Below are 20,190 nucleotides of genomic sequence, written 5' to 3'. Positions count from 1 at the left end.
AACACTAACTAATGGCAACTACTCACCGCACCGCGATCAAACTATAGAGCTTTAAGCCCATTTCCCCATACAAACAGTTGCTCGAAAAACACCTAAAAACATTTAAGACGCTGCTGATCAAGATCGCCATACATACACAAAAAACGGGAACAATGATTTTAATCACTAACATGCCAACCAAAATTTATCATCAAAACATGGAGCGGACTCTACAACAAAGCAAACAAAGTGGACAAACAAAACAAGCTGATTCAGCTCCACCTGAACGGAGAACATATTTAAACTTGAAGCCCGCTTGTTCACCCAGCATGAAAGCTCCGTTATCCAGTTTATATTTCAAGTACCCCCAGGGGCATTTTAGCAAAACGGAAGAGGCGCCTATCTGTTCAGAATAGCATTGACGCGGGCCACAATTGAGGCAAACCGAACCAATGGAAAGTTTAGTGATGAGTCTAGGAAAAGGAAGACACGACTCAAAACTCAAAACTCAAAACTCAAAACTCAAAACTCAAAACTCAAAACTCAAAACACGCTAAACCTTTAAGCTATCGATTCCACCACCCATTTAAAGAGCGGAATAATGCTAAACTTCAACAAACCACTCTCGCTACCACCACAACTTCATTGGAATCATGCCGATAAGCCAGAGCTATTGAGTTGGACACTCACAGCACGCAACTACAACATATTCGTTGCAAATTGCATGTTCTTATTTATGACAGCGATAATCCTGGGCGCAACCCTATTTATGTATTCAGTCTATGAGGAAATGGAACAACCCTGGCGCACTCTGTCCTGCGTGTTTTTTTCGCATTTATCCTGTTCACAATCTCCTGCATGACTCATCAAAAAATGAACTTCGCCTATCGCTTCACTCAATCCGGACTGGAGTGCTGCGAATGGAAAGATCTCCCTAAATGGACGTTAACTTTCTTAAAATGGTTCACAGGAATCACAGCAGTAATTTTCATCATTCTCGCGACGATAGACCCTGCGTTTTTGATCGGAGCGATAATTGGACCTGGTGGTATGGCATTAATTTATCTATCAATGGCCAACTCGAAGAGCTACCGTGAAATGCACACTCAATACCACCATCTTATATATGAATGGGAAGATTTTACTCAACTGGCCATTGCAACGAATCGAGAGGTAGTTGACTTGAAATTCACTCATTTCAACCAGCGCCTTGGGAAGGTCATAAGTTACAGTATCAACATATTCTGCAAGCCAAAACAAAAAGAGAACGTCGCCAACTTCATAAAGCCATACTTATCTCCAGATGTACCTATCATCAAAGCCAAAGTAAATGTCCCGATGAGCACTGCCTGATTCGGCGCCCCGATGAGTCGGCGGAGGCCGGCCCTTTATCAAGGGGATATATCAAAGATCTCTTGCATGGAGCACAGATCTTAAATCTGTCGACTCGCTTGTGAAGCGTCTATGATGCTCTGTTATGGATCAATTTAATACGCCCTCTACCAAACAATGCTTTATGTCGGCCCTTCAACGAAGGCATCGCACATTAACAGTGGACTTATCGCAGCCAAGGCTCAACAAGATGAACTCAACCAGCTGTATGCCATCTTATAAACACCTCGTGTCAGCATGGAGAGTAGCTCGGTCACAGCATCTTCAAGTGGTCCATCCGGAATGACCTATGTAAGTTCCATTGATAGCTTGACCATCGACTTACCCGGGGCAGAGTCTAGTAGCACCTATTTAGAGCTAAGTCTAATTGGTGATCCGGTAGACACTCAGGCACACGGCGAGTTGATAAAAAACAGTCGCATCGACAACTACAAACCACCTACCCCTTAGCGGAATTTGGCGCCTGAATGGTTGGCCCACAGCAACTGTAATTGGATCCCGTTCAATGAGGGGCAGGGATTGCGCCTGAGTGGACCTTTCAATACGGTACCAGGCGTTCTTGGTTCAAAACCTCGTACAGTTTCCCTGCGCTTGCGGTATCGAACGCCATTGATCGCAATGCTGGGCGCCAGCAACTTTATCGGTGGTGAACGAGGTGTTGCCTTTACTCTAAATGACAACTCTGGCGTGATTGCCTTACGGGACGAACCTACAGTAGAACTGGATCGTATGCCAAGCTATCAACTCGCCCAGGGTAAGCCCGGCGCCATTTACCTGCGACCTAAGGGCAATACATGAGCACGCCTACGGCAGGAACGACAAAGAAACGAGTACTTTCACGTGATGACTATTTGGCGCCACTGCCCATCGCCACCGGCGAAAAACCCTCAGATGTACTCAACACTATCTGGCGCAAGAACGATACGTTTCTCGATATTGGTAACTACAGCGTAGGATCAACGGTAATGGTCATGTGGCCAACACTAATGCTGTTTTTATCTCTGGCCTTTGGTTTCAGAAATATTTCACCAGATCTCAGTGTTTTTATTCTTATTGGTGGTGGGATCATTATCGGAATTCCATCCATGATTCTGGTGCAGGGTTTGTTACGCCCAGTACCTTTACCGATACGATTCAACCGCCAGCGCCGTGAGGTTTGCGTCCCGCGGGAGGGCGGCGAATATTGGATAGTTCCGTGGGAGAGCGTAACCGCAGCGGCAACGCAGCACTCCTCGGTAAGCCAGGCAGGTAAAGCCACGATGGGCCTTTTAATCATTGGATTTGAGAACCCTGATCCACAGGCAAGAGATGACAACAAACACTTCTCACTGGGTTTTAACTGTGGCGGCGGCACCACCGCCATGGCGCTTTGGGAATGCATGCGTAGTTACATGGAAATCGGTCCGAATGCTGTTGAGGACCAGACGGCTCGTTTCGACAGATCCAAAGGAATATGGGCTACCTATTTCGACGATCTGAAGAAAGCCGCTAAGTTGAGAGGATGGCTTGTAACCGCTTTGTGGGAAGGCTTTTGCGGCATTTTTATTTTTAATACGCTGCTGATTGACGTACTTGAACGCTGGAAATTGAATCCGCCGCCCAACCTGACCTATCCCGAAATCATTGAATGGTCCAAACCACTGCCACCCGAATAATGGGCCAAGCGCTCCCCAGAACTGGAAGAAGCTATCACCAAGCGTGAAGCCGAACTAGCCGCCCAGACAGATCAAGCATTAGCTTGATGATGAGTAGCAGGACTTACAACCCAAGGGCAGCATATGAGTACGCCACCGGCAGGCACTACAAAAAAACGATTGTTTTCGCGCAACGACTATTTGGCGCCGCTACCCATTCCAACCGGTGAAAAACCCTGTGATATGCTTAACACCATCTGGCGAAAAAACGAGGTTTTTCTCGACATCGGAAACTACAGCATCGGTTCGGCGGTGATGGTGCTATGGCCGATGGTCGTGGTACTAGCGCTGATGACGTACATCACCCCCAAGCCGGCAATGATCTTGATTGTAGGAGCAATCATAGTAATTGCATTTATGGGACTAGTCGGGTGGGACTGGATAGCTGACCGTTACTTTAACTTGCTTAGATCTGCGGGAAATGAATTCAACAGAAAAACCGGAATGCTCACCATCTCTCGTCGATTCCGCTCAGCCTTCACAGCACCATTCTATGAGTTCGATGCGACCATGGAATTTCGGCCAGGCCCGTACGGTAGCAGTGGCACGGCTATCTGGTTACATCATCGATACTACGACTTTGAGATATTCCTCGGCGGGAAAATTCAATCGCTGGGAATGAGTCGTGAAGAATGCATGGCTTTCTGGGATACCTTACAGCGCTACATGGACGTTAGTCAGCCACTACCGGAATTACCATTCCTGGAACAATTCCGTGACCTAGACCCTGCCACTTCGGCCCATGACAAACTCTCCAACCGTAATCCAAACCGCTGGCGTGAGACGAAATCCAGAGTCTGGGATCGCACCATACTGCCCGGCATGATGCAAAAAAACCTGGATTACCCTTGGCAGAATCAAGGCTGCGTTCTAATGGCTAAAATCGACCCGACATTGACCATTGAAAATTATTATCACGCTCAAGAGGCTAAAGGCATTCACTCAACGCCCAAGGCAACTGATTACGATGATATCCATCGTGGTTGAACATGATCGCGTTAACGCAACCCGCGTCTGGATTACTCACCAATCACGAGCACCAAGATGAGCATTATTGCGACCTGCCTGATGCTTTTCACGCTGACATTTCCCGCTGTTTCTCAAGCAACCGATACCACCAGTCCGCTCCCACCCGACGTATCCAGCTTCACCAAAAACCGAGACAACTGCGACACTCTCAGAGGAGAAATCCCCGAACCTGATCCGGCAGACCCAGACAACCTCAGCCAGGTGATCAGCGCCATCAATCAAGCTTGCAAGGGCACGGACAAGCAATTGATGCAGTTAAAGAACAAGTATTCGACCGACGAAAACATCATGAAGAAACTATCGAGTTATGAAGAACGCATCGAAGCAGACATGAGCCTTTAGGCATTGGCCACCTGAACACTCATGACTCCAGCGAGCGCCTGCGAGGTGAAGATTGAAATTCAACGACACGTTCATCAACCGGACCGAACGCTTCACCCTCGGTATCGAAACCCTCTCTGGTACACCGTACCTTTCCATCCCGGTGAGCAACCGTTTGGTGGATTACGAGGAGTACTACGAAATCAGCAGCGACTCTTACGCGCTGTTCCTGAACGATCCATCCGCCGCATCGGATTTTGCCGAGCGCTGCCGAAACCGTCAGGAAGACCAACGATTGATGCTGAAACCCGGATCAGATCGCGGCGTTGCTTCATAAGTACATTCGCAGGCAGCATCGTATTGACGCAGCCACAGCAGGACACTCGCCAGTGACGGGCACTTTCCAACACGCTTTAGATCACCATGAAACCGCGGATCGAAACGCTTTAACCCGAAGACTTGGAAACCCCATGAATAAACATCAGATCACCCTCGCCAACGGCTGGACGGCCACTTTTGAAAACCGGGGCGAGTTCCGCATGGGGGCTGAAGGCTGGGGCTTGTTTCTGCAAGGGCCGGACGGCAGGACTATTGAGTACTTCGCTGACCAGATCATTCTGGTCAATGATGAGGACGGCACTCAGGCCAGTTCGTGCATTCGGCTCTCAAGCGATGGTGTGTACGGCTACTTGAGTGCAGCGATTGATCATTGCTGGGTGATCGACTTTGCGCGGGGCATGATCGCGCCCCATCGAGCGAGCATCCATCACTACCATCACGCCTACGACGAGAGCATCTCGCATTACGAGCAGCCAGCGTTCAAGCGTGAGCGGCAATACATCAGCGTGGTGGGCATGCACATTTATCTGACATTCCCGCTGACCCGCGACGAGGAATTCTCCAAGGTTTGGGATGAGTATCTGTCGATCCGCAGACGCCAACTGGACGAGTTGTATTTCAGAAACTGATCATCTCTGGCGCGCATGTCCAGAAAACATCTATTCGCGCCCTACCCGATCAACTCGTCGGCCACTTCATACTTGACCACCACGCGATTGCGATAAAGCCGTTCGCGTTTCACCAACTCACCCACCTGCCCCTTGTTTCGCACTTCTCGCCAGATTTCGTTCTCGCGGAATACCCGTCCTGCTTCCCGTACAAAGCGGTGCGCCTCCTGGAATACGTGATAGCGATACGCGCGCACTTGATCGCACAACAACTCGCCTTCGAGCTGCGTCTCACCGACATGCAGCTTCAACTGAAAGTGGCGATCCGTCGGGTTGTGCAGTACCAGATCGATGTAGTTGTAAAAAATCGCTGCCCCGGAGCCGAACGGTAACACCCGGCCCTCATCGGGGAACGGATCGAAGCTGTGATTGGATCGTTCAATCACCACCAGCGGCGAATGAATGGCCATCCAGTGAATCAGGTTGCTCAGTTGGCAGATGCCACCACCCACACCGCGTCGAGCCTCGCCGAACGACAGTTCCATGCCTTCGACATAGCCACGTTGGCGGGTCGGACGGCCGACCAGACGACAAAAAGAGAAATGTTCGCCAGGGCCGATAATGACGCCATCGATGGCGGCGACGGCGAGTTTGAGGTTGATAACCTTGTTGTGTTGCAGGACTGGGTCGGAGTCACCAAGTTTGCGGATCAGTTTCGAGGTGTGTTTGAGGTAACGAAATGGCAGACGTTCAGCGGCGGCAGGCCGTGCGTAGCGTTTGCTCGAACAGTACCAGGCGATCTGGCGGAACAGTCTTTTTTGCCACACGCGCAGCCAGTACAAGGCGGGGTGGTAGAGGGAAAGTGGTTTCATCCGTGACACAACGGCGACGCCGTTATCGTCCTTGGGGCGGTTTCAGGGGCACGCATTCTAGCGTGGAAGTCATTGGAAAGCTGCGGCGTTTGCCGCGTACCACCTCACCCGCCCCCCACTGCCGAAACGGCAAATTAAGGTTGGCCTAAGGTTGCTTCGTTAGCATCCCGGTTCAAGAAGCACTGTCGCCCCTTAATTTGCGGATGAGCCCTTGCCAATGACAACGTTTGATTTACCCGCCCAACAGCCGTCGACGTTCAGTCTTGTCCTGGTCAATTACAAAACCCCGGACCTCACCAGAATGTGCCTGGAATTATTGCGCGAGCACGTCAAGGAACAGCGTATTCCAGTGTGGGTGGTGGACAATGATTCGGCCGATGAAAGTCTGGATTATTTGCGTTCTCTGGACTGGATCAACTTGATCGAGCGCCCGTCACCCGGTAAAGAAGCTGGGCACATCGCCCATGGCAAAGCGTTGGATCTGGCGTTGGCGAAAGTTGAAACCGACTATCTGTTTCTGTTGCACACCGATACGTTTATTTACGACCCGGCGGTGTTCGCCATGATGATGCGCGAGTGCACGAAGTCGGCTGATATTGCAGCGGTCGGTTGTGTAGAGCAAATCAATCGGGGTGCAGTGAGAGATACCTGGCGCTTAACTTCGCGCTTTTGCAAGCATTATATTCGTCGCGCCAAACAGCAGTTTGGCTTGCGCTCAAAAGAGCCAAAACCCTACAGAGAAACACATCTGAAAAGTTTCTGTACATTGTGGAATGCTCGGTTGATCAAGTCGCAAGGCCTGCACTTCTGCCTGGACGATCGCGTGCCCGGTTATACGCTACAGGACCGCATGATGGGGCGCGGCTACGGCATCAAGTTTCTGTCTCCACGGAAGATTTTTCGCTATTTGGATCACATCCAGTCCGGCACCGTCGCGGCAGCCGGCACCTACGGCAAAGATCATCGACGGACAAAAATGTATCAGGCCACGCTCAAGCGTTTTCAGGGGCAGCAAGATAAGTCCGGTATCCAGGCATCGAGTTAATCGATCGGCAATAAAAAAGGGCGACTTCACAGTCGCCCTTTTTATTTGAAATTGTATACAACCTCCCCAATGGAGGTGTTCGCCCAGTGTAATGGCCTGGCAATCCATGCACCGGTAAAGAGCCCTGACACTGGGCGAACGGGAAGCATTTTAGTTGAAGTTGGCGCTTATGTCGTCATGCATCATGATGTTTTTTATGTACTAGAAAGTTAAAAAGTGTGTATTGCCGATATTTCCCGGCAAACTTCCTAACCTCTTCAGCCGGAGCAATTAGTATGATTGTTCTCATACAAAACCCTGTACAAGAACAATCATTCTGTAGAGTTAATGCTCAGCTTTCATGCTCGCTGGTCACTTTTAATATATCGGTGTAAGTGACGATTACGCTCTGCCCTTCTTTCAAATCCTTCAGTTTCGCCTGAATTTCAGGCTTTTTGACGTCGAGCGTTTTTGATTGTCCCGATGGGTTTTCGAGGGTCACCTGATTTTTCTTCAAATCAATTTTGGTGATTTTCAGTTGCACCTGAATCTGACGGAATGCTTCGCCGCCCGGGTTTTCGCTGCCCGGAGCGTTGCGCAGCTCGCCCGTACGCTCGGTGGAGCCAGGCAGACCTTTATCCACATCGGTGTCGAGATAGGCCGCGACAGAGCGCTGAACCTCGACGTTGACCTTGTCGCCAACTTTCAGATTGGCGAGGTTTTTTGCCTTGTCGCTCAGTTGAACATGCACCTGTCGACCTTCGGCGCCTTCCAGCACCACCTGATGCTTGGCAGCATCAACGGAGAGCACTTTAGTGGTGACCTGATCCGCTTCAATGGTGGCGGACAGCGGAATATCGGCGGCAAATGCTCCGAAGCTGGTGGCGGACAATACGGTTGCGAGAGTGATGGCCTTGGCCAGTGCGTGGAGCTTCATAAGCGGTACTTTCCCTGTGATGAATGGCAGCACCCGACGCCGAAGCCTGTTCGGCGACAGATGTGCCACTGAGCATAGACGCTGTTCAGGGCTTGGCTTTGGTTTGTTGCTTCGCGGTTTCCTGCGCCGTCGATTCACCGCTCGCAGTGCCTTTGCCACTGTTCTCGCGCTGTTTGGGATCGGTGGGCCGCAGGGCGTCGTTATCGCGCTCAGTCTCGCCCGGTGGCCGCGGTTCGTCGGGGTGTTCGCTTTGAGAGATAGGTTTCATGGGAGAGTCCTCAGGCTTCGGGATCATCGAGTTCACGGGCGACGTTCACCGCTGGAGAGTCCTTGTGCAGGTCAGCAGCTTTGGCGCGCAGGATCTGCCACTGCTCCAGGTCGATGGCGCCTTGCCCAAGCAGGTCGTCGGCGACGCGTTGCAGGTCGAAATAATGGGCGTCGGGAGACTGCTGCCACAGGGTTTCATCGTCGAACAGACGCTGCCAGGTATTCATGTCCGGGGGTTGCAGGTCGTCGCTCATGACAAATCCTCGACTGGTATATCTGTGTAGAGGTTCAGCGAACAAATGGAGTTCAACCCAAATCCCTGTAGGAGCTGCCGAAGGCTGCGATCTTTTGATCTTTAAAAACAAGATCAAAAGATCGCAGCCTTCGGCAGCTCCGGCGGGGGATTCAATAGCCGGTCATTTCGAGGTAGCCGCTGCCGGTGTGGCTGCCACTGATGTTGACCGGCCCTTCCCAATACGGAATCCGCAGATCCATCCACGCGTTCGGGTTCAGCGCGGTGGTGGTGATGTCGAGGTGTTTGCCCGGGATTTTGATCGACCAGCGCACCGGCATCGCCCGGCCAGCGACCTTGGCGGTTTCCTGGGGCGTGAGGCTGATGTCGTCGCCGTGCAGCAACTGCGTTTGCCCTTGGGGGTCGATCCAGGTGCCGGTCAGATAAGGCGCGCCGTCCTTTTGTCGCATGCGGTAGAGCATCACTTGCTCGCCACTGTCCAGGTGCAGAGAGAACCAGTCCCAGCCGGTCTGGTTGGCGGTCAGGGGTTGGCTGCTCCATTCGCGGTCGAGCCACGCGGGGCCGCTGACGGTGTAGGTTTTGCCGTCAATCTCTAGCGAACCGTTGGCCTGGAAAAACGGCTGGCTGTAGTAGTACGACGCCTGACCTTGTTCGGATTTTTGACTGAAACCCTGATCGCCTTGAAGCACCAGCGGACGGGTCGACGTCAGCCGCAATTGATAGCTGAAACCCTTGTCCCGGGCGCTGAGTTGCATATCGGCCAAAGGACCGCTAAACCGCCAATCATCGATCCACGCGTTGAACGGCGCCACACTCACACCTGCCTGACCCACGCCGCCACGGGCATAGCGCTCGGCGGCGTGATGCACCGTTGCCGACGTGACGGCCGCGTGCCCGAGCCAGATTGTTTGATTGCTCCACCCCGGCACCTCTGGCGTCGCTTTCAAGGCGCTGCGGAACAACGTCCACTGCACGCCAAACTCATGCCCTTGATCGTCCTTGAGATTGGCGGTGACGTACCACCACTCGATGCGAAATCCATCATGCGGCCCATGATCCGCCGGAAAACTGAACACCCGACCCGGCACCACCGGTGTAAACGCCGAAGCCTCGCCGCCGAGCCCCGCGAAGCCTTTTTCGACCGGTGCCGAGTTATCGCAACCGCTCAACAACGCCAAAATCAACACGCCGACCTTAATCTTCATGAGCAAACGTCCTCAGCAGATCCGCCGGTTGGGTGCGATACAAGCTGTACAACGGCCACGCCGATGCCAGCAATGTGGCGAGCAATGCCAGCCCCATCAACTGCAACAGTTGCAGCGGGAACACCCGCAATGGCAGACGCCAGCCGAAGGCCTGGACGTTGATCACTGTGTCCAGGCACCAGGCCAGCGCGATACCCAAGGGCAACGCCAGAATCAGCGTCAGCAACGCCAGCAACCAGGTCTGCCCGAGGTTCAGCAGCATCAGTTGCCGGCGCGTCACGCCCAGCGCCCATAGCGGTGCGAGTTGGCCGAGACGACTCTGGCTCTGGGTCAGCAGGCTGATAAACAGCGCCACACCGGCCACGCCAAGGGTCAGGCTGTTGAGGGCAGCGGTGGCGGCGAAGGTGCGTTCGAAGACTTGGGTGGACCAGCCCTTGAGCCGGGCCTGATCGACGATACGACTGTCGTCGAGGGCGAAGCGGGTTTGCAGCGCCGTGAGGAACGACGGGATCGCCGCCGGGTCGATGCGTAGATTGAACCGGTTGGGCGTGAGTTGCGGCCAGCCACGCAGCAAGTGATTGGCGTTGACCAGCACGTGGCCCTTGGGGTTGCCGTAGTCGGCGTAGATCCCGACCACTTGCGGCGACCACGAGCCGTTGGGCGTGGGGATCGTCAGGTGATCCCCCAAACGCACCTTCAGCCGCCGCGCCAGTTGTTCGCTGAGCATCAACGCGTCGTCCTTCGCCAGGCGATCCCAAGGGTTGTCACCCAAGGCCTCGAGCAACGGCCAGTGTTGGCGATAGGCCGGGTGGTCGATCACACCGTAGAGGTCCGCTGGCCAGCCTTGCAACTGGATCGACACTTGCCAGCTGGGCAGCACCGCCGTGACCTGCGGTTGCTGTTGGAGCCAGGTTTGCATCTCGCGGGCCTGGGCCGGGTTTTGCGGGTTGAGGTAGAGCTCGGCAGTCAGGCGTTGTTCGAGCCAGTCGCTGAAGGTCTGGCGGAAACCGGCGGTCATGCTGCCGGCACCGATGTTCGCCGCCAGCGCCAACAGCAGCGCCATCAGGGCCAGGCTCAGGGCCGGCAGTTGTTGACGGCAATCGGCGATAAACCATTGGCCGAGCACCGAACGACTGCGCAGCAACAGCAGATTGAGCACCGTGTTGAGCAACACCGGCAGCGCCAGCGCAGCGCCGAGCAACAGCGCCGCCATCAACACAAAACCGGCGGCCAGGCTGTCGCCCCAGATCAACGCCAGCAGCGCGATCACGGCTGCAATGGCGGCGACCCAACCCTGACGTCGCAACCACCGCGCGTGAGCCTGATGCCAGGCCTGCGGATTGGCCAGGGCCAGCAATGGCAAACGCGTCGCCCGCAGCAGGCTGTTGGCACCGGCCAGTAACGCGCCGAGCAGGCTCAGGCCAATACCGCTCAGCCACCACCAAGGACTCAAGTTCAACTGCCCCGCCACTTCGGCGCCGTACAACCCGCGCAGGCTGGCGGCGACGTCCGGCAACAACACGCTGGCCAGCAGATAGCCGCTGGCGACGCCGACGATCCCGCCAATCAGTGCCAGGCCGCCCAGTTCGACGGCGAGGCAGCCAATCAACATCCGAGCGCTGACCCCGCAGGCTCGCAGGGTTCGAAGCAAACCCCGGCGTTGTTCCAGCGCCAAGCCAATCGCCGCGTGGACGATGAACAAGCCGACCACGAAGGACAGAAAACCCAAAGCATCCAAGTTCAGATGAAAGCTTTCGGTGAGGCGAGCGAGGTTGTTTTCTTCACCACTGGTTTTGAGCTGGAGTTGGCCTTTGAATTGATCCGGCAATACTGCGCTGAAATCCTTGGGCAACAGCAAGCGTGACAGCTGATTCGGCAGGCCGAGTATCTGCTGGGCAAAACCAATGTCCACCAGCAGCACGCCGGGGGCCATGTCGGGCTGGGCGCGCAGCGGCGGCAAGGTCTGCCCGTTCTCGGAAATGGGTGTGTCGCCGTCATGCAAACCCAAGGCCTGCAAGGTCGGCGGCGCGATCCAGGTACTGCCTGGCGGACTGAAAAACTCGACGATTCGACCGATCGCCAACGCCTGCCCCGCCACTGCCGAACCGGCAGGCAACGACACCGGTTCGATGCCCATCAGTTGCAAGCGCTGATCGTCGTGGCCCTTGAGCGTCAACCGGCCTTGCAGCACCGGCGACACTGGCCAGCCCGCCAGACGCAGATCGACAAACAGTTGCTGGGAGAACACCCCGCCACCGGGCGCACTCAGGCTGGCTTGGGGTTCACCGCCGATCAATTGGCTGGCCCGAGCGTAGCTTTCCCGCGCGTGGCTATTCAGCGCCTGCACCCCAGTCAGCAGGCTGGTAGCCAGCCACAACCCGGTCAACACACTGAAAAACTGCACCGGGTGCTGCCGCCAATGGCTCAGCAGCGCGCGTAAGGTTTCGCGAAAGACCCGCACGTCAATGCGCGCCCGCGTCAGCCAGACGACCATGGTGCAACACCACTTTCTGCGCCAATCGCGCGGCAACCCGTGGACTGTGGGTGACCATCAATAAGGTCGTCGGGCTGTCGTCGAGCAGTTCCAGCAACAACTTCAACACCTCGTCGCTGGTGGCTTCATCGAGGCTGCCGGTGGGCTCGTCGGCCAGCAGCAGCTTCGGTTGCGAAGCCAGGGCTCGGCCCAGCGCCACACGTTGCTGTTGCCCACCGGACAACTGCTCCGGATAGCGTCGCAGCAAATCGCCCAAGCCCAATCGCTGCACCAAATGCGCCTGCCAACGCGGATCGTGGCGCCCGGCCAGGCGTGCCTGGAACGCCAGATTGTCCTCCACCCGCAAGCTTCCGATCAGGTTGAACTGTTGGAACACCAAGCCGATTTCCGTGCGCCGCCAGTTCGCCAGTTGCGCTTCGTTCATCTGGTCGAGTCGATGTTCGCCGCTGGTGATGCTACCGCCGTCAACCTTGTCCAGCCCGGCGATCAAATGCAGCAAGGTGCTTTTGCCACTGCCGGACTCGCCCATCAGCGCCAGGCTGCTGCCGGGTTTCAACTCAAGGTCGACACCTTGCAGCACCGGTAACGAGCCTTGAGGAGTGAGGTAACTTTTGCAGACGTTTTCAATCTGGAGCATGCCGCCACCTGATGGGTCAGTGTGGGGCAAGGATAGCGGATGCCGATGACAGACCAGAGCCTGGCGTTGAATCAAACGACCTCATCGCTGGCAAGCCAGCTCCCACAGGGATTCAGGTTGTTCACAGATACCTGAATTCACCCTCAATCACTGTGGGAGCGAGCCTGCTCGCGATGAGGCCAGGCAATACAAAACCTACTGCCCCACCACCACGCTCGTTGCCGGCTCACCCGGCGTAACGACCGTCTTCAAATCAATATGCTTCCACGCAGGCTTGGCCCCCAACCGCGCATTGAACCGATAGTTAAAAGTGAAGTCATCCGCAGTCGGCACACTCAACGGCTTGCCATACACCGCCTCCACCCCCGCTAGGTCATACCCCATCAACTGCAACAGCGTCGGGAAGATGTTGTAGTGACTGGAGCGATCCTTGTTACCGGCCAGTTGCGCCGACCAGTCCAGCGTCTTCAAACTACTGCCCTGAATCACCACCAATGGCACCAGCCCTTCCTCCTCCACCGGGTCACCGCCGCAGTGTGTGTTGAGTCCCGGATTACCGCGTTCATGCAGATCCTGCCCATGGTCCGATGTGTAGATCAGCAGCGCATGGCTCAAATCCGCCTGGGCGAACACCCGTGAAAAAAACTCCCCGACATTCCACAGCAAGGTGTTCTTGTAGGCGTTGCGGTAGAGCACCCAGTCATCGGGCTGACCGTTGAAACCATCCCGCTTGCCCGTGTCCGCCACTTCGACAAACTGCCCACGGGGCAAAGTCGGCCGGTAGGTCATGAAGGCGTCCGGGTATTTGTCGTGCACCGGGAAATGAGCGCCGACCTTATTGATCACCACCAGCTCCGGCGTGTCATCGTTGAGCAGTTCGATCAGCTTGGCGGCCGCCGCCATGTCGCGGTCGCGCACGCTGGTCTGGTCGAACTGCACAAACTCGTCGATGTCCTTTTTCTCGGTGTCGTTCATCAGGTTCTGCAGGTTGCCGCCAGTGCGCTGGGCGTCGATGTAGACCGTGCGCAACCCGGCTTTCTTGGCGTACTGCCAGATCGACGGCAACGTGGTGTTGATGCGCACGTAGTCGGCGCGGGTGCCGCCGTAACGCAGGGTCACGTTGGTGTCGGCGCTGCAATTGGCGATGGAGGCGGCGTAGCCATAATTGAAGATGTCGACGCCCGGATGAGCCTCCTTGAGATTGCTGTGCACGCCAAACGGCGCGTTGATGTCCAGGTAGTTGCCGGAAATGCTCTCGTCGATGATCAGTACGATGTCGTGATTCACCGGTTGATCAACCCGCGCCAGTTTCACCGGCTCACGCGGGCCGACGCTGTTGTGCAGCGCTTCATAGGCAAACAGGTTCAGGTAGGCCAGCGGCGTGTACATGATCGGCAGACCGCGGGCGCCCTCGCCGGCCCGCACGAACAGCACCGCGCTAAGCAGCAAAACCCCACAAATCGGCGCGGCTACGCGCAAGGCATTCGGCACCCTCAGCGAGTGTCGGGGTTTCAGACCAATGCCCAACAGCAGCAACAAGCCATTCAGGACGCCATGCAAGATTGCATCGCGGTACTGATACGCCGCTTCCTGGATGAAGCCACCCGAGTACACCAGCGAGACAAAGCTGCTGTAGTTCAGGTAATCCGCGGTGACCCGCGTATAGACATCAAAAAACACCGCCGAGGCGAACATGAACAATGCGAATAAATGTCGAATGAGCGCCTGTCGTATATACGCCGTTAGATATAACGCTAAAGTAAGCGCCAAAAACATCGCGCCAAAAAGAACTACAGAAAACCCCAGGCCGATAGCATTTAACCGCTCAATGTAATAATCGGAATAAACCAGTAGATAAATAACTAAAAGCAGTTCTTTGAGGTATCGAAACATGGCTATTCCGGTCGCGCGAAACGGCAGAGGGTCAAGGTTTTGTCGGTCAAAAACTGACACTAGCACCGAGCCATCAAACCGCAAGAAATGCCGGACTTTTCACCAAAGCGTCAAAAAATTGTTGACTCAAATCTGACACACTCAAGGCGCTACAGCCCTTGTAATTAAGGGCTCTCGACCGTTTATCGCTTTCTTCCAAATGTGAAAAACGCGTCAAAACCGCGGCAAATCCAGTAACAGCAAGCACTTGATGGCCAATCGCCCCCAAAAATGGGGGTGTTATAGCAAAGCAACATGTCATTTTGCTGACATGGTTTGCCTAGGCTGGGCTATACCCCTTTTGACAGTCTCATTTCAGATTTCTCCACCGTCTTACGAGGCACGCCAATATGGACGTGAGCGTATTTGGTACGGGCTATGTCGGCCTGATACAAGCAGCGGCACTGGCCGATGTCGGACATCGCGTCTTGTGCGTCGATATTGATCCGAACAAGATCAAGCAGCTGCAACAAGCAGTCCCGCCGATCAGCGAACCAGGACTGTCCAGCACGCTGGAAGAAAACATCAAGGCTGGCCGATTACTGTTCACCACCCAGGCCAGCGATGCGGTGGAACATGCCGAGTTGATCTTCATCGCGGTCGGTACACCGGCCGATGAAGACGGTTCCGCCGACCTCAGCCATGTGTTGAATGTGGCCCGGCAGATCGCCTGCTTCATGGAGGCCGATCGCACCCTGATCATCAAGTCCACCGTGCCGGTGGGCACGGCGGACAAGGTCGCCGCCACCGCCCGTGAAGAACTGCAACGCCGGGGCAAAGGCGCCCTGAGCGTACGGGTGGTGTCCAACCCGGAGTTTCTCAAGGAAGGCAGCGCCCTGGCCGACTGCATGCGCCCGGACCGGATCATCGTCGGCACCAATGACGACGAAGCCCGCGCCCAGTTGACCGAACTCTACGCACCCTTTTGCCGCAACCATGAAAAGCTCATGTTCATGGACAACCGCAGCGCCGAACTGACCAAGTACGCGGCCAACGCGATGCTCGCCACCCGCATCAGTTTCATGAACGAACTGGCCAACCTCACCGAACTGCTGGGCGCCGACATCGAAGCGGTGCGCAAAGGCATCGGCTCGGACCCACGCATCGGTTACCACTTCATCTACCCCGGCTGCGGCTTCGGCGGTTCGTGCTTCCCCAAGGACCTGCGCGCCCTGCTGCACACCGCCGAACACAACGGCATGCCGCTACGCCTGCTGCGCAGCGTCACCGAGGTCAACGATACCCAGCGGCACATTCTGTTCAGCAAACTGAAAGCGCAATTCCCCCAGGGACTGGCCGGCAAATCCATCGCCGTCTGGGGCCTGGCCTTCAAGCCCAACACCGATGACATGCGCGAAGCGCCTAGCCGGTATCTGATGGATGCGCTGTGGGCAGAGGGCGCGAGTGTTCAGGCCTACGACCCGGAAGCCATGTCCGAATGCCGACGCATCTACGGCTACCGCAGCGACCTGCACCTGTGCGCCACCCGCGACGACACCCTGGAAGACGCCGATGCGCTGGTGATCTGCACCGAATGGAAGAATTTCCGTGTAGTGGACTTCGACTTGCTGGCGAGCAAATTGCGCTCCAAGGTCATCATCGACGGTCGCAACCTCTACAACCCTGAACAGGTGGCAGCCGCCGGATTGCACTACAGCGGCATCGGGATTCGGCACATCGTTCCCGAGGTGCTGCACCCATGAAGATTCTGGTGACGGGAGCAGCAGGTTTTATTGGTGCCCATTGCGTGTTGCGGTTGTTGCGCGACGGGCACCGGGTTTGCGGGCTGGACAACTTCAACGACTACTACGACCCGCAACTCAAGCACGATCGCGTGCGGTGGGTACAGGAGCAAGTCGGCAGTTTCCACCTCGCCAGAATTGACCTGGCCGATGCTTCGGCCATTGATGCATTGTTTGCCCGTGAGCAACCGGAAGTGGTGATTCACCTGGCCGCCCAGGCCGGAGTGCGCTACTCGCTGGATAACCCCAAGGCGTATCTGGACAGCAACCTCGGCGGTTTCCTGAATATTCTCGAAAGCTGCCGGCACCATCCGGTGAAGCACCTGATCTACGCCTCGTCCAGTTCGGTGTATGGCGCCAATCAACACACGCCCTACTCGACCCATGACGGCGTCAATCACCCGCTGTCGTTGTACGCGGCCACCAAAAAAGCCAATGAGCTGATGGCCCACAGTTACAGCCACCTGTTCGGCATTCCCAGCACCGGCCTGCGGTTCTTCACGGTCTACGGGCCTTGGGGCCGGCCGGACATGTCGCCAATCCGTTTTGCCAAGGCGATTGTCGAGGGCAGCCCGTTGAAGCTGTTCAACTACGGCCAGCACCAGCGCGACTTCACCTACATCGACGACATCATTGAAAGCATCGCAAGGCTGATCGAGCACCCACCGCACACGAGCCCCGACTGGAACCGCGAATCCCCGGACGCATCCAGCAGCATGGCGCCCTGGCGGATCTACAACATCGGTGGCGAACACCCGGTTGAACTCAAGGACTATCTGGCCCTGATGGAAAAGCACCTGGGCCGCAAAGCCAATGTCGAGCTGCTGCCCCTGCAACCGGGCGATGTGCTCAACACCTGCGCCGATGTCCATGAGCTGGAAGACGACACCGGTTTCCATCCACGCGTCGAACTTGACGAAGGCCTTGGCCGCTTCATCGCCTGGTTCCGCGATTACTACCCACTGCACGCCCACATGCCGCTTGCGGCTGAGCTACAGGGCTGAATTTCAGCGGAGGATCTATGACTGGACATGAAAAAGGTGTGCCCCTTCCGCAACTGCGCCGTGACAAGCGCCTGGACCCTGAGCACCGAATCCGCATGGACGCCGCTATTCACATGCAAGGTTGCGGCTGGATGACCGGTCGTGACGGGGGCCGGCCCTGGACGTTGTCGCGCACCAATCGGGTCGTCGCCTGCTTCGGTGCACTGATGATCCTGGTGTTGATTTCGCCGCTGCTGCTCGGTCTGGCCCTGGCGATCAAGTTCAGCAGCCCTGGCCCGGTCATGTTCGTGCAGAAACGCACCGGCTATCGCGGCCGCTCGTTCGGCATGTACAAGTTTCGCACCATGGTGGCCAACGCCGAGGAGCTCAAGGAGTCCCTGCGTCACCTGAACAAGCACGGTGCCGACGCCATCGATTTCAAGATCGACAAAGATCCGCGCATCACCCGCATCGGTGGGTTCTTGCGGCGCAGCAGCCTCGACGAGCTGCCTAACCTGATCAATGTGTTTACCGGTGACATGCGCCTGGTGGGCCCTCGGCCAACCTCGTTCAGCGCGTATCGCTACAAGGACAACCACCTTGCACGCCTGAGCATCTACCCCGGCATGACCGGCCTGTGGCAGATCTCCGGGCGCAGCAATATCGACTTCGACCAGCGCGTTGAGTTGGACCTCAGCTATATCGCCGAGCAGAGCCTGTTGCTTGATCTGAAGATCCTGTTGAAAACCCCCTTCAAAGTATTCAGCGGCCACGGAGCGAGTTAAATGGACGGTTCATCCACCAAAAGCCTGACCATCGCGAACCCGAGCGAGTCCAACCTGACCTCGACCGTGCTCGATCAAGATCTGCGGATCCTATTCCTGACCGCTGCCAACCCCGGCGCAGGCACGACCACCAGCGCCCTGGCGCTGGCCAGCCAACTGGCGCAGATGAGCAGCGGCCTGGTGCTGCTGGTCGACGCCAGCCAGTCGGCAACCAACCTTACGACTCAGCTCAACTTGCAAAAAGAACGCGGTTTTCGCGACCTGCTGTTCAACGCCGACAACCCGCCGCTGCTGCAGGATTGTGTGGTGCAGGTCTCCAGCCTGCCCTTCCATGTGCTGCCCAACGGCCGGCACATCCGCGGCAACGAACGCCTGACCGCCGAATGCCTGCGCCCGTTGCTCGACCAACTCGGCAGCCGTTATCGCTTTGTGGTGGTCGACGGCGACGCGGTGTATTCGGCCGCGGACACCCTAGTCATCAGCACCCAGGTGGACGGCGTGATCATCGTCGTACGCTCGGAAGATACCCGCTGGGAAGTGGCCCAGGCCGCCGTCCAGCGCCTGACCCAGGCCGGCGCAAAACTGGTCGGCAGCGTGTTCAACCGCCGCAAGTACTACATGCCTAAATGGCTCTACAAAAACCTGTAAGCAACCAGAAAAGGATGACGCCATGAACGCCAAATTGCTTCTCCTGCTGTTGCTGCCACTTGCAGGTTGCTCCAGCAATACCGAAACCCAAACCATGCCGGTGCAGATCCTCACGGCCACGCCGGGCAACGCCCAAGCCACCGACATGCCCAGGGTCGAACAGACCTTGCGGCCTCAGGATGTGCTGGACGTGATCTTCCATATCAGCACCAGCGGCTCTGAAGCCTACCGCGTGCAGTCCGGTGACCAGATCGGCCTGAACTTCACCGCGGCCAGCCAGCTCAACGGCAATCAACTGGTGCTGCCTGACGGCACCATCAACCTGCCGGGTGCCAACACGTCGGTGAAAATCGTCGGGTTGACCAGTGACCAGGCCCGCGACGAAATCCAGCGTGCCTATCAGCGCAAACAGCTGTTCCAGCCCAACCGCAATCAGCTGACGGTGCAAATCATCAGCCCGCTGACCAACGAGCAAAACCTCAAGAGCGCCATGAACCACCCGGCCACCGGTATGAGCCGCGAGATCACCGTGGGCACCGATGGCTATGCGAGTTTCCCGGAAATTGGCGCGGTGCCGCTGCAAGGCATGACCATCAACCAACTGGAAACCTTCCTCAACAAACGCTACGCGACCCTGCCGGGACGGATGAGCGTCGACGTAATGCTCAAGTCCACCGCAGGCAACGAAATCTATGTACTGGGCGAAGTCGGCCAGCCGGGTTCCTACCCGATTCGCCGCCCCGTCTCGGTGCTTGAAGCGCTGACCCTGGCCCGTGGTACCAGCATCAAGGCGCGGCTCGATTCGGTGGTGATCATGCGCCGCACCGGCAACCACGTTCAGGCGGTGCACTATGACGTCGAAAAAGCCCTGGCCGGCGATGCTTCGCAAATCGCCTACCTGCAACCGGACGACATGCTTTACGTGCCCAAGACCAAACTGGCTAGCGCCGGTGAACTGGCCCGGCAACTGGCAGACGTCGTGTTGTTTCAAGGCGTGGGCATGAGCTTCAGCTACCGCCTCGATAACAAAGGCAGCACCACCAACTAAC

At 56.3% G+C, this 20,190-nt stretch carries 20 protein-coding genes; 12 read left to right on the top strand and 8 right to left on the bottom strand.

All coding sequences use genetic code 11. The annotated features are described in order from the left end of the window. Positions 1-837 precede the first annotated feature (837 nt). From JFT87_RS15325 to JFT87_RS15295, 6 genes are all read left to right on the top strand, one after another. Positions 838-1,332 carry a hypothetical protein gene (locus tag JFT87_RS15325; RefSeq protein ID WP_242487262.1) on the top strand — a complete coding sequence of 165 codons (495 nt, stop codon included), beginning with the start codon at positions 838-840 and terminating at the stop codon, positions 1,330-1,332. Between the two features lie 833 nt (positions 1,333-2,165). Continuing rightward, positions 2,166-3,026: a hypothetical protein gene (locus tag JFT87_RS15320; protein WP_201202459.1), complete on the top strand. Its 861-nt coding sequence runs from the start codon at positions 2,166-2,168 to the stop codon at positions 3,024-3,026. 123 nt (positions 3,027-3,149) lie between these two features. After that, the gene (locus tag JFT87_RS15310) at positions 3,150-4,052 is read left to right on the top strand and encodes a hypothetical protein (protein ID WP_242487261.1); all 903 of its coding nucleotides are present in this window, start codon (positions 3,150-3,152) and stop codon (positions 4,050-4,052) included. A 57-nt stretch (positions 4,053-4,109) separates the two neighbouring features. Then, positions 4,110-4,436 carry a hypothetical protein gene (locus JFT87_RS15305; RefSeq protein ID WP_201202457.1) on the top strand — a complete coding sequence of 109 codons (327 nt, stop codon included), beginning with the start codon at positions 4,110-4,112 and terminating at the stop codon, positions 4,434-4,436. Positions 4,437-4,488: 52 nt separating this feature from the next. After that, on the top strand, positions 4,489-4,752 hold the full coding sequence (locus JFT87_RS15300; protein WP_201202456.1) for a hypothetical protein: 264 nt from the start codon (positions 4,489-4,491) through the stop codon (positions 4,750-4,752). Positions 4,753-4,885: 133 nt separating this feature from the next. Then, complete coding sequence (locus JFT87_RS15295; protein ID WP_201202455.1) at positions 4,886-5,383, top strand: hypothetical protein; 498 nt, start codon at positions 4,886-4,888, stop codon at positions 5,381-5,383. A gap of 41 nt (positions 5,384-5,424) precedes the next feature. Here the strand turns inward: JFT87_RS15295 and JFT87_RS15290 are convergent, their stop codons facing one another. Then, positions 5,425-6,234 carry a VanW family protein gene (locus JFT87_RS15290; protein ID WP_201202454.1) on the bottom strand — a complete coding sequence of 270 codons (810 nt, stop codon included), beginning with the start codon at positions 6,232-6,234 and terminating at the stop codon, positions 5,425-5,427. 217 nt (positions 6,235-6,451) lie between these two features. Between JFT87_RS15290 and JFT87_RS15285 the strand changes: the two genes are divergently transcribed. After that, complete coding sequence (locus JFT87_RS15285) at positions 6,452-7,279, top strand: glycosyltransferase (RefSeq protein WP_201202452.1); 828 nt, start codon at positions 6,452-6,454, stop codon at positions 7,277-7,279. A 331-nt stretch (positions 7,280-7,610) separates the two neighbouring features. On the opposite strand, the gene JFT87_RS15280 is transcribed toward JFT87_RS15285, so the two are convergent. The 7 genes from JFT87_RS15280 to JFT87_RS15250 form a co-directional block, all read right to left on the bottom strand. Continuing rightward, positions 7,611-8,195 (bottom strand): hypothetical protein, encoded by a 585-nt coding sequence (locus tag JFT87_RS15280; RefSeq protein ID WP_201205207.1) that lies wholly within the window; start codon positions 8,193-8,195, stop codon positions 7,611-7,613. Positions 8,196-8,280: 85 nt separating this feature from the next. Beyond that, positions 8,281-8,463 (bottom strand): hypothetical protein, encoded by a 183-nt coding sequence (locus JFT87_RS15275; protein ID WP_201202451.1) that lies wholly within the window; start codon positions 8,461-8,463, stop codon positions 8,281-8,283. Positions 8,464-8,473: 10 nt separating this feature from the next. Further along, positions 8,474-8,716, bottom strand: coding sequence for a hypothetical protein (locus JFT87_RS15270; protein ID WP_201202450.1), 243 nt, complete (start codon positions 8,714-8,716; stop codon positions 8,474-8,476). A gap of 151 nt (positions 8,717-8,867) precedes the next feature. Beyond that, entirely contained in the window at positions 8,868-9,920 is a 1,053-nt protein-coding gene (locus JFT87_RS15265; RefSeq protein ID WP_201202448.1) for a lipocalin-like domain-containing protein, read from the bottom strand. After that, complete coding sequence (locus JFT87_RS15260; protein WP_201205204.1) at positions 9,910-12,381, bottom strand: FtsX-like permease family protein; 2,472 nt, start codon at positions 12,379-12,381, stop codon at positions 9,910-9,912. Before JFT87_RS15260 ends, JFT87_RS15265 begins: the two co-directional genes overlap by 11 nt. 1 nt (position 12,382) lies before the next feature. After that, entirely contained in the window at positions 12,383-13,051 is a 669-nt protein-coding gene (locus tag JFT87_RS15255) for an ABC transporter ATP-binding protein (protein WP_201202447.1), read from the bottom strand. A gap of 195 nt (positions 13,052-13,246) precedes the next feature. Continuing rightward, positions 13,247-14,944: a sulfatase-like hydrolase/transferase gene (locus JFT87_RS15250; protein ID WP_201202446.1), complete on the bottom strand. Its 1,698-nt coding sequence runs from the start codon at positions 14,942-14,944 to the stop codon at positions 13,247-13,249. Positions 14,945-15,333: 389 nt separating this feature from the next. Here JFT87_RS15250 and JFT87_RS15245 point away from each other — a divergent pair, with 389 nt between their 5' ends. Genes JFT87_RS15245 through JFT87_RS15225 form a run of 5 tightly spaced genes read left to right on the top strand, consistent with a single transcriptional unit; the run spans position 15,334 to position 20,189 of the window. Continuing rightward, positions 15,334-16,686 carry a UDP-glucose dehydrogenase family protein gene (locus JFT87_RS15245; RefSeq protein ID WP_201202443.1) on the top strand — a complete coding sequence of 451 codons (1,353 nt, stop codon included), beginning with the start codon at positions 15,334-15,336 and terminating at the stop codon, positions 16,684-16,686. Next, positions 16,683-17,729: an NAD-dependent epimerase gene (locus tag JFT87_RS15240; RefSeq protein WP_201202442.1), complete on the top strand. Its 1,047-nt coding sequence runs from the start codon at positions 16,683-16,685 to the stop codon at positions 17,727-17,729. The genes JFT87_RS15245 and JFT87_RS15240 overlap by 4 nt, the downstream gene beginning before the upstream one ends. Before the next feature lie 17 nt (positions 17,730-17,746). Further along, the gene (locus tag JFT87_RS15235) at positions 17,747-18,493 is read left to right on the top strand and encodes a sugar transferase (protein ID WP_201202441.1); all 747 of its coding nucleotides are present in this window, start codon (positions 17,747-17,749) and stop codon (positions 18,491-18,493) included. Continuing rightward, positions 18,494-19,141 carry a CpsD/CapB family tyrosine-protein kinase gene (locus JFT87_RS15230; RefSeq protein ID WP_201202440.1) on the top strand — a complete coding sequence of 216 codons (648 nt, stop codon included), beginning with the start codon at positions 18,494-18,496 and terminating at the stop codon, positions 19,139-19,141. Between the two features lie 22 nt (positions 19,142-19,163). After that, on the top strand, positions 19,164-20,189 hold the full coding sequence (locus JFT87_RS15225) for a polysaccharide biosynthesis/export family protein (RefSeq protein WP_201202439.1): 1,026 nt from the start codon (positions 19,164-19,166) through the stop codon (positions 20,187-20,189). Position 20,190: the final 1 nt, after the last annotated feature.

Origin of the sequence: Pseudomonas sp. TH15, assembly GCF_016651105.1 — a bacterium.
Classification (GTDB): Bacteria; Pseudomonadota; Gammaproteobacteria; order Pseudomonadales; family Pseudomonadaceae; genus Aquipseudomonas.
Note: the sequence above shows the minus strand (reverse complement) of the source record. Positions and strands in the feature narration are given on the sequence as shown.